This window comes from Flavobacterium difficile, from assembly GCF_011392115.1.
GTDB lineage: Bacteria > Bacteroidota > Bacteroidia > Flavobacteriales > Flavobacteriaceae > Flavobacterium > Flavobacterium difficile.
Genome location: NZ_JAAJBT010000005.1, coordinates 14,808 through 28,557 on the forward strand (window position 1 = coordinate 14,808; position 13,750 = coordinate 28,557).

8 protein-coding genes are annotated in these 13,750 nt (G+C 31.9%); all 8 read right to left on the reverse strand.

Annotated features, from left to right (window positions below):
* Positions 1-40: 40 nt before the first annotated feature.
* The 8 genes from G4D72_RS08980 to ruvA all read right to left on the reverse strand — a co-directional run bounded on the left by G4D72_RS08980 (position 41) and on the right by ruvA (position 13,701).
* Positions 41-625, reverse strand: a complete 585-nt coding sequence (locus G4D72_RS08980) for a cytochrome c oxidase subunit 3 (protein ID WP_166077346.1) — start codon at positions 623-625, stop codon at positions 41-43.
* 124 nt (positions 626-749) lie between these two features.
* On the reverse strand, positions 750-1,658 hold the full coding sequence (cyoE, locus tag G4D72_RS08985) for a heme o synthase (protein WP_166077543.1): 909 nt from the start codon (positions 1,656-1,658) through the stop codon (positions 750-752).
* 342 nt (positions 1,659-2,000) lie between these two features.
* A complete protein-coding gene (locus tag G4D72_RS08990) occupies positions 2,001-4,085 on the reverse strand; it encodes a gliding motility protein RemB (RefSeq protein ID WP_166077347.1) in 2,085 nt (694 codons plus the stop codon).
* Between the two features lie 158 nt (positions 4,086-4,243).
* Positions 4,244-4,987 (reverse strand): deoxyribose-phosphate aldolase, encoded by a 744-nt coding sequence (gene deoC / locus G4D72_RS08995; RefSeq protein WP_166077348.1) that lies wholly within the window; start codon positions 4,985-4,987, stop codon positions 4,244-4,246.
* Positions 4,988-5,045: 58 nt separating this feature from the next.
* Positions 5,046-5,414: a VanZ family protein gene (locus tag G4D72_RS13585; protein WP_394367570.1), complete on the reverse strand. Its 369-nt coding sequence runs from the start codon at positions 5,412-5,414 to the stop codon at positions 5,046-5,048.
* On the reverse strand, positions 5,383-5,763 hold the full coding sequence (gene gcvH, locus G4D72_RS09005; RefSeq protein ID WP_166077350.1) for a glycine cleavage system protein GcvH: 381 nt from the start codon (positions 5,761-5,763) through the stop codon (positions 5,383-5,385). The genes G4D72_RS13585 and gcvH overlap by 32 nt, the downstream gene beginning before the upstream one ends.
* Positions 5,764-5,833: 70 nt before the next feature.
* On the reverse strand, positions 5,834-13,024 hold the full coding sequence (sov, locus tag G4D72_RS09010) for a T9SS outer membrane translocon Sov/SprA (protein ID WP_166077351.1): 7,191 nt from the start codon (positions 13,022-13,024) through the stop codon (positions 5,834-5,836).
* 95 nt (positions 13,025-13,119) lie between these two features.
* A complete protein-coding gene (gene ruvA, locus G4D72_RS09015; RefSeq protein WP_166077352.1) occupies positions 13,120-13,701 on the reverse strand; it encodes a Holliday junction branch migration protein RuvA in 582 nt (193 codons plus the stop codon).
* Positions 13,702-13,750 lie beyond the last annotated feature (49 nt).

Sequence of the window (13,750 nt, forward strand, 5' to 3'; positions counted from 1 at the left end):
TAGTTATTGTTAAAAAGTTCCCAAATTTATTGATTTTTTTCTATTTGAAAAAATAGAAAAATAAAAACAAGTAAACCCAAATAAAATCCATAAAGTGCCAATAGATGCCACTTAGCTCAATACCAAGGCATTGCGAGGAATTGTATTTTTGTTTATAATGATTATAAATTACATAAATTAATGAAATCATGCCGCCAAACAAGTGTGCCACATGAACAAAGACAAAAGCATACAAAAAAGAAATAGTTACTTTACTTGAAGAACCAAAAGGAACTAGCCCTTGATTGAACAACAAATCAAATCCTTTAAATTGAAGATACACAAACGTTATACCCAAAACAAAAGTAATTAATAGATAAGTTGAAGTTAATGAACGTTTGTTAGCTTTAATAGCTTTTTTTGCTAAATAAAAAGTAACACTACTTAGCAATAAAACAACAGTACTGTACACAAAAGTACTCGGAATAACTAAATCTTTAAGCCAATCTGGTCGCTGTTTACTAACCACAAAAGCACTAGTTAATCCTGCAAAAATCATAATAATGCTAATCATACCAAAATATAATAACATTTTGTATGTTCTAGCTTTTTTATCGTAAGCTTCTTGTATTGATAGAGTTTCCATTTTTAATTATTTTATTTTAAACACATAATCATGTAAAATCATTTATGCTTCATGCCTATTAACATTGGGAGAAATATAAAAACAATCAAAATCTATTTTCATATATCACGAACTATTTTATTTACTACACAAATTTATCGATAACATAAATAACTTGCAACAAAGTTATGTAAGTTACACTAACTAACATTAATTTTCTTGCGGTTTGCGCATCTCTTTTTTTGTACAATTGAACGGCATGGTACATCATCCAACAGCCTAATAAAAAAACTAGAACTGCGCCGACAACTGACAACTGCAGCATTCCAGTAAAAGCAAACACTGGCAACACAGAAGCAATAATTAACCAAAAAGTGTACAAGATGATTTGTATGGCTGTTTTTTTATCTCTCTGTCCAGTTGGCAACATAAAAAAACCTGCTTTCTCATAATCGTCATAAAGAAACCAACCAATAGCCCAAAAATGCGGAAATTGCCAAAAAAATTGTATTAAAAAAAGTGTCCCTGCTTCAATTCCGAAATTTCCTGTAGCGGCAACCCAACCTAACATAAAAGGAATGGCACCGGGAAAAGCACCTACAAAAACAGACAAAGGAGTAATTGTTTTTAATGGCGTATACAAACTAACGTACATAAAAATAGAAATGGCTCCAAACATAGCTGTTTTTGGATTAATAAAATACAAAACAACCAAACCAATAAAAGTTAGCACAAAACCTATAGTCAGCGCTTTGTTTACAGACATTCTACCAGAGGGCACAGGACGGTTTTTGGTACGATCCATTTTTGCATCTAAATCTCTTTCAATAACTTGGTTGAAAATGTTAGAAGCTCCAACCATACAATATCCACCAATTGCTAAAAAAACAAGTGTAGAAAACCGAAAAGGATGCGTTTCTGAAAACCCTAACAAATAACCAACGACAGAAGAAAACACCACGCTAATGGCTAAGCCAGCTTTGGTAATTTCTTTAAAATCTAAAAAAACTGATTTTAGGGTTATAGTATTTGTTTCCAAAAGTGAAATTTTAATCGAGTGCAAAGATAGTAAGAAGTTACGAGTTTTATATATGTACTTAAGTTTTTTTTTAGGACATAACACCCCTATTTATCTTGATTCTGAATAAATTTCGAATTGAAAAATAATAAAATCTTTTTAGTAACGATTAAAAACAAAATATTGTTAGACTAAATTTAATTTGGAAATAATATTTAAGGACATAGAAATATCTCTTGAGACATTATTATGAAATTCCTATGAATAATTTAACACCTAAAATTGATTGTTAAATTGCAAAACCAAACCGATTATAACAACAAAACAATACGCTTATGATTGTTTATTTGAAGCAGTAATGATATTTAATAAGAAAAATTAATAGTCGAAATACCAATTGAATAAATCTGTTGAAATCCCTATGGAAACCCAAGTGGTATTTGATTTTTCAAAAGTTGCCGAAACTTTTGTAGGATCGAAACTTCTGTGAACCAAATTGGCAAATATTTTTAAATTAGAAGACGGATTAATTAAATATCCTGCTGTAAAATCGCCAATCAAAATTGATGTTGTATTTCCTTGACCAGCAAAAACACCTTCATCGTAAGGTCTCGGATTAACGGTACTATCATACGGAATAAATAAATTGGTTCCATAATTAAAGTTATTAGTTCCATCTGTGTAATCGAAGCCTCGTTTCCCGTAAATTAATTTCGCTTGTGCAAAATACCTGTTTTTGTTATAACGAGCAATTCCGATTAACTCTTTAAAATTGGCGCCCCAAGCGTGGCCCATACTTTGGTTATTGTGCGCATAATTAGTAAGTGTAGCGCTATGAGAATAAACATAAGGTCGAACAATATTATATTCTGCTTGTAAGGTTAAATTTTCAATATCGAATGCGTTAAAGTATTTCGCTCCAATTTGATAGCCGAATTTATTTTTCCAACTTTTATTTCCTTTTGAAACGTCGCCAACTGAAAACTCGTCTACTAGAAGCTGACCATAACCTATAATCTGACTGTTAAACTTATATTTGGATGTTAAACCAATTAGCGCATTTCCAGACTTTGGCGAAGAAGCAAATTCAACCGCACGATAAAAAATAATTGGATTGATAAAATTAGGATCAAAACCTCGACCGTTAGTGTTAGACCAAACTACACTTTCAAACAAGCCTAAATTCCATCTTTTAGTAACATTCCAACTTAAATAATGATTGGCCATATATTTAGAAGCATAGGTATCTTGCATGGTGTTTTCTGGAGTAATATCTCTTAAAAACATGTAAGTATTTGTGTATTTAATCTTCCAAAAAGTCGTATTAAACTTAATAAACGGATAAGGACTTGTAGCATCACTCTGAATAACTGATCGATAACCGTCTCCGATAAAATTTCTTCCATATCCTAACTGCACATCAAAAAACTGATTCGCAGTAAACTTAATATTCGCTTCTGCCATTGGAAAATCGAAAGCATCTACTTTAAATTGCTTGGCTATTCCTACACCGGGAATAGTAGCTGGATTTCCACCAGATGGCGCTAAACTAATTGCATAAGCGTTGTAATAATCTGCAAAACGACCTTGACTTTCATAAATAGAGGTAGTAAAGGTTATATTTTTACCTAAACCAGCTTGAATGTTTACACCACGTGTGTTAACAAACGTATTTTTCAATTCACTATCAAAATCTTTTCCACCACGAACATCTAAAATAGGATTGAATAAAAACCAATAGCCATCACCTTGAACTTCTACTAAATTTTCATCCCAAAATTTTCTTCCCCACCAAGACGATTTAGCCTTTAGTTTAGTTTGGTAACTTTTTTCAAAATCGTAATACTTGCTTACATCTTTGTACGAATAAGGTTTTTCAGCGGTATGACTATTTGCGCCAACCTGATTCATAAACACTTCAAATTCGGCATATTTTTGATGATTAAATGGAATATTTAAACCACTTTTAAATTGAGGATTTTCGAATGTATTATACACGATATTCTCAAATTCTTTCAATTCACTTTTAGCTGTAATTTTATCATTTTTATTTATTACTGCTGTTTTTGTATTATTTATTTCATTGTCTGAAAAAGGAAAGTTTACTTTTAAAGTATATTTAGCATAAACCGGTTTACCGTTATAAGTGGCGGGTTGCACTTTTGAAAGCATGGAAAATACGCGTTTGGTTTCCGCTTTAATTTCTTCTGAAGTGGCATCAATATACAAAACTTCAAACTTGCCTAAAGTATCTACTCCAAATAGCGCAATTATAGTTGATTTTTCGGAAGTAAATTCTTTACTAAAATTTTTCTTAAAATGATCTTGAATAGTAGTAAAAAAACAAATTTCATTTTCTGATTGCACGTTGCAATTTTCAAAAACAGGGAATTTTTCTGTATTGCTTTGTGAAAAAACAGACAGAGAAAACAGCACAACTATGGTGATTAAAATTTTTTTCATTTGATGTTTTTTTGTTTACCGCAGAGAAACACGAAGGTTTTCCGCTAAGGTTTGCAAAGAATAATTTTACATTATTTTTACTTTAATTATCTAACTACTTTATTCTTTTTACTTTTTACTTGCAACTTTTAAAAGACGCGATAAATCGTATCTCTACTTTAATATTCACCTAAAATTGAGGCTCCTTCAGCGATGGCTTTGGCTGATGAAGTGCCAATTCTTTTGACACCTAATTTTATCATTTCTAATGCTTCTTCTTTGGTTTTAATTCCACCAGAAGCTTTTACCTGCAATGGAAATGCATTTTCTAACATGGCTATAATTGTTGGAAATGTAGCTCCATTTGGCAATCCGTCTTTTGTTTTATAAAACCCTGTGGATGACTTAACAAAGACATTCTCAAAATCTTTTTCTTTAAAATTGGAAACCACAACATTTTTAATCAAAGTTGTTAACTGAATAATTTGAGCGCCATTTAGAGCGGCAACTTCGATAATCCACTTTACTACTTTGTGCTGTTCCAAACCTAACTTTGTACCTAATTTGACTTCTTCTTTTACTAAATCAATTTCACCAGACTTGAACGCTTCAAAATTAACAACAAAATCTAATTCATCTACTCCATCATGAATCGCTTGATTGGCTTCTAAAAGTTTCGCTTCAAGAGAATTTGTGCCTTCTGGAAAACCAATTACGGTACCAATCAAAACTTTAGAATTAGCCTCAACAAGCAACTGCTTAGCCATTGGAATTTCTTCAGGTCTAAGCATTACCAATTTAAATGCTTCATCAATAGCTTCTTGCACAAAATCACGAACCAAATTTTGATGTTCTTTTTTGGAAACATGGGCTTGGCTAGCTGTTTTTAAATAAGTTGCGTCTAAATAACTTTTAATAGTCATACATTTAAATATTGGTAAAAATAAAAAAATCTCACTAAAGTGAGATTTTATATTGCTTTTATTTTATTTTTTTTAGCACTATCAATAAACCAGTTACGGCTCCAAAGGTATTGGCTAAAATATCATACCCATCAAAAGATCTATTTGCAGTAAAATATTTTTGTAAAAACTCAATAATAATTCCAGTTGAAACGGCGATAAAAAAAAGGAGTAAACAAAAATTAAAATTTTGTAGTTGTAACCCTTTAAACCAAAACATTACAAAAAAGAAATAGAATAAAAAATGAACTATTTTATCTTTATTTTCAAAACTTATATTTGGAACATTTGGCGAATTATCTAGGCTTAAATAAAAAATTAACGCCGTCCAAAAAACGGCAATAATCTTAAAAAAATTAGGCTCCGACAAGTGTTGAGTATGCTTCACTCGATAATAATTCTTCTATTTCAGCAGCATTTGAAATTTTCACTTTTACCATCCAACCCGCTCCATAAGGATCTGAATTTACATGTTCTGGATTACTTTCTAAATCTTCATTAAATTCAATAATTTCTCCACTTAATGGTAAAAATAAATCAGAAACTGTTTTTACCGCTTCCACAGTACCAAAAACCTCATCTTTATCTAAAGTTTGGTCTAAAGTTTCTACTTCAACATAAACAATATCTCCTAATTCTTTCTGAGCAAAATCAGTAATTCCTACAGTTGCTACATCTCCATCAATTGAAACCCACTCGTGGTCTTTTGTGTACTTTAAGTTTGCTGGTATATTCATATCTTTAATTGTGTTTTATTTTTGACAAATGTAAATTATATTCTTAAAATTTACTATTAATTTTTATTTTTTAATTTCCGAAATTATAACGTAATGTGAATCCTGAACGGATGTTAGTAAGTGGAAATGCGGTTGAAACAACTGCTTTAGAAAACTGATGATCGTAGAAGAAAATAGCGGTAAAATTCTTGCTAAACGAATAATCAGCTGTTAATTTGAATGACCAAATATTTTGTCCTCCACCTAATTGATTGTTATCATAATCTAAATATCGCACAATAGTCATGTTTTTTCTTAACGTAAAATCGGCTTTTACATTAATATCACTTTTAATCATTCCTTGCGCATTGTCGGCTAATTTTGAATTAAATTGTACGCCTTTAATTCTGTATCCTAATCGAACCGTGTAGTCATTTCCTTGTACTTCGGTTAGTAAATTATTATCGAAACTCATGTTTAAACTTCTGTCTTTTTTAACTTCCGCCATAATATTAAATGAGTTTTTTAATTCGAAATTAATATTAATTAACGGATTAAATTGTTCTGTTAAATTCACATTAGAAGTAATAATATCAGGGAAAAAGTTTCCATTGGTATCGGTTGGACTAGGATTCAAATTACTTCTGTAAGCATTTACACTATAACTCGAACGGTAACCATGTTGCACAGAAAAACGTTTAAAATTATCTTTAAACCAAGCCAATTTCATTAAACCTGTGTATTTTAACGTCCAGTTTGGAAGTGGAAAACTTGAGAATAAACCCGTTTGAACTCCAGAAGTTTTTACACCTGAATAAGCTGAAATAAATGCAGGAACTAAAACACGCTGACTATTTTTTCCGAATCCAGTTGGAAAACCATCCGGACCAACAGGAAAAGCTGAAGTTCCATAAAATTGTTCCGCTAATCGTGTGGCCACAGCATATCTGTTTTTACGGAATCTATCAAAAATTTCTGATTCGTTTTCATTACTAGCTTTAAAAGCCGTTTTAATCATAATCGTAGAAATATTAAAATTCCCTGTACTAAAAGGAGAAAGCGAATTATAATTTCCACCAACAGCATCAAATTGTTCCGAATAATTTTCTGTAATATTACGTTCTGCACTTACATCAATTTTTAATTCTGGAATAAATTCAACTTGAGCTGTATAGTCTAATCTTTTAGATTGAATTTGTGTAAAACTTTGATTAAATTCTGGGTAGTTCGTTAAATAACCTCTTTTAGCTGCTTCGTAGCGAATATCCGATTGATCACCGAAAACAAAACCTAAAGAAGGACGCGAGGTTCCGAAGAAACCTAAACCTGGTAAATATCCTGGTAAGAGCGTTCCGCCTGATTCTGAGTAATTAACTTGAATGTTTTTTACTGAAGTTAGCAAACCAATTCCGAATTTAGCCAAGCCATTTCTATCTTGCTGAATTACTTTCGGAGCAGTATTGACTACTTTTTCACCTGGTTTTGGTGGTGTTTTTTTTGTAGCAGCAGGTTGTTTTTTCTGTTTTTTAGCGGTTAATCCGATATATTTATAAAATGCATTCATGTCTAATCCTGCATTAATTTTATGTGAATTAGCATTTTGAATAGTATTCCCTAATTGATAAACGGTGCCATCTAGTGCTTGAAAAGTAGCGAAAGCATCAGAGGAACGTTGCCAACTAAAATCGCCCGTATAAATATAAGATGATTTAATAAAACTTAAAAGCGGGATTTTATTAATTGGCAAATCGTAATTGGCTGTAATTTGTTGATTGTGTGTATTGGCGCTACCAAAATTCCAATAATCATTCCAAATATCTAAGTCGTTTATAGGATTGTTTTGTGCATCAAAATAATTTCTAACGATATTATTATTTGCCGCAGTATAATTTAACTTTAACGCTTTAGTAATTGGGAAATTAACTCCATATTGATAATTAAAGAAATAATTTCTTCTGTACAACGGATCTAAACCAATACCTTGAACATCTATTAATCGGAATTGTTGGCGATTAAATTGTCTGATAATGTTTGAATTAAAAGTAACATTACTTGGTAAGAAATTAAAATTAAAATCGCTTAAAGCTTTGTAATATCCATTTTTCTTGAAAAATTTATTCTTTTTAAAAGGTTCAATCGACAAAGGTTTAAATGAATAAGCGTAATCTAAAGATGTTTTTTGTTGTTGATCTATAAGATTTTCCACTTGGAAATCGCGATGCAGCATTTCGTTGAAAGAATAAGAAAGAGTTACGTTTTCTACATCATAAAAATGTTGTTTTTGTTTTTCACCACGATCTTTTTTTACACCAATAAAATTAACACTGGTACGTTTTGTATAATCAATTGCACGGTTTTCTATTTCTTCCTTTTTAGCTGGATTAGATTCGGCTGCTATAACCTGTTTCAATTCTAAATCTTGGTAAAGTGGATCGAATTTTGGCGTAATAATTTGTTCTCCAATAGCATAATTAAATGGCAAATTGATTTTCCATTTTTTTGGTAATAATTGTCCAACATTAAAGTTAGAAACGATATCATATTGTTTGACATCTTCTCTACTTCTTTCGTTTGGTCCTTCTTCTAATGCTCCAAAACCAATGGTACTGATACGACCTGTAGCTGAAAATGTTGCAAAATCGGCTAAATTAGTATCTAAATTAGCTACTGCAGCATATCCACCTTTGTTATCAATTTCAGACATACGAAGTTCGTTAAACCAAACTTCTCCACGAATGGGTCCAGTTGCATCGGGATTCGGATTTTTTAAACCGACCATCAATGTTCTTACTTGTCCGAAATTTGGATTTCCTTTAATACCAATATTCATTCTATCCTTACTAGAACCTAATACACTTTCGTTTAAAAAAGCAATTCCATTAGCATCAGGAATTATGGAAGGATCACCAGCAATATTTAAACTTTTAATTTTAGATAAAAGCGCGAGAGGCAATTCAATTTCGTTTTCTGCCAACCAAACTTCTTCTGCACTTCTGGCACTTAACGAACTCACTTTAAGCGGCATTTCTATTTGATAAAAGTTATCTGTAAAGTCATTTCCTAAACGAATGAAAGCTACCATTTCGTCATCTTTCAAATCATTTCCTCCAGCAACATCTACTTCTAATGGTTCTGCGTGTAAAAACATACGAAGTTTTTTATACTGACGCATATCAACATCTACATTTTTAAAAACGGCACGCGCGTCATTTTCTTCTAAACCACCTAATCCTACTAAAGCTGGATCTTTTTTATATACTCGTAACGATAAAGATTGTTCGTTTTGATTGATAACCGTATTATTATTAAACAATTGCTCTCTGTCTACACCTGGTGGTACAACATAAGGAATTGGACTTCTACTTGCATTCTCCTGAACATTCACAGCCACCACATCAAAACCTGTGTCGTCGTCTGAAACATCTGTATCTGCTGCATCTAAAGTATTTACATAACGTCTCCATTCGCCGCGAACTAAATCTAACGTTCCTAAACGAAGTGTTACCTCTTCACTAAATCCTGTTAAAAACATTCTCATAAATCGAATCGTTCTAAAATCTGAAATTGGCCCTTCAATATTAGCTGCAGTTGCTTCTAAAATTGGAATTTTATATTGTACCCATTTTACATCTGTGGTTTGCCCGTTTGGCATGGTTTGCGTAGTAGTTAATACATCTGACACATAATTTTGACCAACAACTGGATTAGGAGAAATTGGAATGTTAAATTTATAATACGCATTAATAGTATTCATGGTATTATCTCTATTCAAATCTTCTACATCTGGAATTGTAGAATTCCCTCTATTGGTGTCTGTAACGGTTATTGGAGAATTATTTTCTAAACCATTATAATTTTTATAGCGATCTAAAATAGATCCTGTTGCGTTCAAATAAAAATTATAGTTATCGGCAGAAGCATCTCCAAAAGCTGCAAAAGCTGGATGTTCAATTTTTTCTTCGTCATCATTTAAACCATTTAAACCCACATCTTGTACACCTCTATTTCCTTCATTCGTATCAAATGCATAAATTAAAGATTGTGATGCAGGAACTTTTCCCCAATTGGTGGTATAAGTAGGTTGCGTTCCTCCATTTTCTGGTAATCCATTTTCATATAATTTTCTACCGTCTTTCAGGATGTCTTCACTAATTTCACCTAAGTTTAAAGTTAAAACCCCAGTATTTGTTGGATTAGATACATCACCAGGATTTCCTGTATATGGATCCATCATCCAAAACTGCACATACTCTACATTAGATTGTTCAAAATTTGTGGTATTGATAGCACGCATAATTCCACCCCAATTATTTGGTGCATCCAAAGCTGGAAACTGATTGGTTCCTGCTGCTATTGGATTGTAATTATATGGTCCACGTTCTCTCGGATAATACGTTAAATCTAAAGTGTTTATCACATTCGTTTGACCCTGAGGAATATCGATATTCGGGAACAATTCTTGACTAAAAATTCTTCTGGTTTTATTAGATGAAATATCATTGTCATTAATTCCTGTTGGTTGATCTACATAAAAAACTGGATCGATATTGTACCAAGATAATTTGGCTCTTCTGTATCCGTAGTTTAAATCGTTTTCATTAAGTTCTCCACCAAAACCAATTGGTGTACTGGCTAAAGACCAAGCTAAAGGCGATTTTAAATCGATATTAGATTGAGAACCTTCAAAATCATCAATATATGAAGTAGGTTCGCCATTAAAATCTGATGTTTTTGGAGCGTTAGGAAATAAATATGCAAATTCCCCTCTAAACGATAAATTTGATGGTGCTTCTGTTTCAACATTTGGTAATTTATTTACCAATCTAGTCAAAAACGGAACTTCTGTAGAAAAATTAGTATTTAAACCAACAATTGTATTGTTAACCGATTCCTGATTGTAATCTGTTTTTTGGGTAAAAGGTCTTTCTGTCATTTTCAAGAAAGTTCCTCCAAGTAAGAATTTATCGTTAAATTTATGTTCCACATTTAAACCATAAAAACGTTTGGTTTGTTGTCCGAAAACTGAATTATTTTCTAAAGAAACATTAATTGGTGTGTTTGAAGCCAATAAGGAAGGATCTAATATATTTACCTTACCTGCTTGATAATTTACGGTATAATCTATACCTTCAGCTAAAATTCTACCACCAGCAGTTACCACTACACTTCCTTGCGGTACATTAAACGCTCCTAAAGAAATTCCATCGCCACCGGTCGATTTAAAACTACCTTTTAGTTTAAATTTATTCTTCGCACTTTCTTGTAATGCTGCAGCTTGTGTAGATTTATATAATGTACGGAAAACGTATTTAGCCTGATTCGAATTGTAAGATAATGGTGTATCGTAATCTTCTGTTAGCGTTGTAACATCTAATTTATTAAATAAATGTTTTCCGAAAGGTTCAACCGTTGTGAAGATAATTCTACCGTATTGAGCATCTACTGTAATACCTGGATAAAAATCGAAAAATCCATCTCCATTAGGTTGCGGATCGTTTGTAAAGTTTAACTTATCCAAATTGAAAACTTTAAGTAATGGTGTATTGGCAACATCTGCAGGTAAAGGATCAATTCCTGATGGTGTTATGTAATTTAAAGGTGATGGATCTTGGTATAAGATGTTAAACTTAAAATCTTGTTGTTGCAATTGAATACCACCTGGAATTTGATAAATATTCTTCATCATTAAATCCCAACTTGGCTCACTTACATTGATCAAACTTCCTTTTAACATTTTTAAAATCAAAGCCTGAGTTGTTGGAACACCAACCGGATCAACAGTTGTAGATTCTAAACCATCATTAGCAAATTCCCCTACTTGATACACCTCTCCACCAACAGTATACTGATAAGCTACTGCTAAAACCTCATCATTTTGTAATTTCTGATTTAAGGAAATATATCCTAATTGTGGATGAAAGGTATATTCTGAAGGCGATAATTTTCTTGCGTTTTCTAATTTAGAATAATCGATACCTTCCGAATAGGTACTTGATGAAGTAGCATTAACATTAAAACCATTGGAAGCTGTGGCAATTTCCCTTATCGCAGCATTTAAAAAACTTCCTGCTTGTCCTATGGTTAAAGGATTGTATTTGTTATTCTTATTATCTGTTGGAGAATCTGGCGGAACATTAAAAAGTGTTGGATTTAATGTTAAATCTGTACCCACCACCTGATCATCTGGAGTTGCTGCTAATTGCGATTCTCCTAAATCTTGTAAAGCAATAATATTTCTTAAATTATTGTCGGTTGTAGTGACTCTATTTTGCTTGTTGGTAATCCAAACTTCCATTCTAGTGATTTGAGCACGAGAATCGATCACTGGATAATTTCTTAAAGCATTATCATAGTTATTTCTAAAATATTGCGATAAAAAATAGTGCTTATCCGAATCATAGTCTAAAGCAAAAAAATCAAATTCTTGTATGGTTCCGCCACCTTGAGTAGTAATCGATCTGGATTGCGATTTTTGTTCAGAGAAAACCCCAGTAAACGTAGTTTTTCCAAACTGCAGCTGTGTTTTAACTCCAAACAAACTTTGTGCACCACGAATTAATGAATTCGAAATTGGAAAACTAACATTTCCCACTTCAATTTTTTGTAAAATATCATCTTCAGTTGGCGTAAAATCTAGTTTAATTAAATTTTGAAAAGCGAAAGTAGATTGGGTATCGTAATTAATATTTACATTCAATCGAGTTCCTACCTTTCCTTGTAAACCCATTGAAATTCTTTGATTGAAATCGAAGGCAGTTGTTCTTCTATTTCTTGGAGAAAACGAAGGATTATCTTGTTTTGTAAATCGGACACCTAAATCAACTTCTACGGAGCCACTTGGTTTTACATCGATAGTATTCCCACCAAAAATGGCTTCAAAAAATTTATTATTCACGTAAAATCTGGGTAATAAATTTTTTCTAGCTTCTTCAGAACCTGCGCGTTTTCCGTCAACTGCATTTAATTTTTCCTGAAAATACTTTCTCATATTTTCTTTCCTAACCAATTTTTCGTACTCTTCAGGAGTCAAAATTAGAGGATAATCGATAGTAAAACCATCTATAGAAGCTGTATAAATATAACGATTAGAAATGGGATCATAAGTATAGCCATCTATAATACTTTTAGGATTTGGCATTGTAATTTTCCCAACGGCATATCCTGTTTTTGTAGTGTCTGGTGTTTGAACAGGTGCATCTTGAGCATAACTAAAAACACTAACTAACATCATTAATACAACGACAGTAGTTTTTGAAACTATATTTTTAAATAATTTTTTCATATGTTTAAAGCATATTATTTACAGGTAACATATGAATCACTTCTATTTTTATTGGTGTTTGCTTTGGCAAACTATTTGTTAATTGTGATTTCAAATTATAATACTTTTAAAGCTTGTTTAATTAAGTCTTCAACCGAAGCGTTCGGACTATTTGTAATGATTTTTTCAAGAACTTTTTCGGCATTTTTTCTGATGTATCCTAAAACTTCTAATGCAGATAACGCTTCTTCTTTGTTTGTATTGTATGAACTACCAGAAATTTCTTCGATAGCATATATTTTTAACACTTTGTCTTTCAGATCTAAAATCACTCTTTGTGCTGTTTTTAGTCCGATTCCTTTTATAGATTGAACTGTTCCAACATCATTTGAAGCAATGGCCTGAATGATCTGTTCTGGTTGTAAGGAAGAAAGCATGGTTCTAGCAGTATTGGCGCCAATTCCAGATACAGAAATTAAAAGTTTAAACAATTCTCTTTCTTTCTTATCGGCAAATCCGAATAAAGAATGAGAATCTTCTTTAACTTGTAAAAAAGTATACAATTTAACATTCTCAGATTCAGGAATTTGAGAATACGTATGTAATGAAATATGAATTTCGTAGCCCACACCATTACACTCTATCACAACTTCTGTTGGTGTTTTCTCTACTAATTTTCCTTGAATGTGTGCAATCATATATTTTCTTAATCGCTAACTTGTATGCAATTTACAAGGTTCGCAATAT

Excerpts from the sequence above, each read along its gene's own strand:
- G4D72_RS08990 (WP_166077347.1), bottom strand. The coding sequence starts at position 4,085 with ATGAAAAAAATTTTAATCACCATAGTTGTGCTGTTTTCTCTGTCTGTT.
- deoC (WP_166077348.1), bottom strand. The coding sequence starts at position 4,987 with ATGACTATTAAAAGTTATTTAGACGCAACTTATTTAAAAACAGCTAGC.
- gcvH (WP_166077350.1), bottom strand. The coding sequence starts at position 5,763 with ATGAATATACCAGCAAACTTAAAGTACACAAAAGACCACGAGTGGGTT.
- ruvA (WP_166077352.1), bottom strand. The coding sequence starts at position 13,701 with ATGATTGCACACATTCAAGGAAAATTAGTAGAGAAAACACCAACAGAA.
- sov (WP_166077351.1), bottom strand. The coding sequence starts at position 13,024 with ATGAAAAAATTATTTAAAAATATAGTTTCAAAAACTACTGTCGTTGTA.
- G4D72_RS08980 (WP_166077346.1), bottom strand. The coding sequence starts at position 625 with ATGGAAACTCTATCAATACAAGAAGCTTACGATAAAAAAGCTAGAACA.